The 221-nt window shown below is 40.7% G+C and carries 1 protein-coding gene; it reads left to right on the top strand.

What is annotated here, in order from left to right; genetic code table 11:
- Nucleotides 1-22: 22 nt before the first annotated feature.
- Nucleotides 23-221, top strand: a 199-nt coding sequence (locus tag CWB60_RS20515) for a hypothetical protein (protein WP_138628028.1), incomplete at its 3' end; no start/stop codon positions are given.

Genomic DNA, 221 nt, shown 5'->3' with positions numbered 1-221 from the left:
AAGCGAAGGCGAATAAGTGTTTATGAACCAGTCGCTTCATGTGATAGCCCGCTCTGTTTTGCAGTTTAATGTAGGATCCGCCTTAAAAGTTTATTGGCCTGAAATAGCCCATAACAATGAAAAAATAACCTTAGTTAATAAGCTAAATGCGCAGTTTTTTATGCAAGCTATGGGGAAGCTGCCCATTCATGCCGCCTGTTATGAGCCGCAAATAAAAGTGA

Source organism: Pseudoalteromonas sp. S327, from assembly GCF_005886415.1.
In the GTDB taxonomy this organism is placed as follows: Bacteria; Pseudomonadota; Gammaproteobacteria; order Enterobacterales; family Alteromonadaceae; genus Pseudoalteromonas; species Pseudoalteromonas atlantica.
This window is presented reverse-complemented; position numbering and strand designations above follow the sequence as displayed.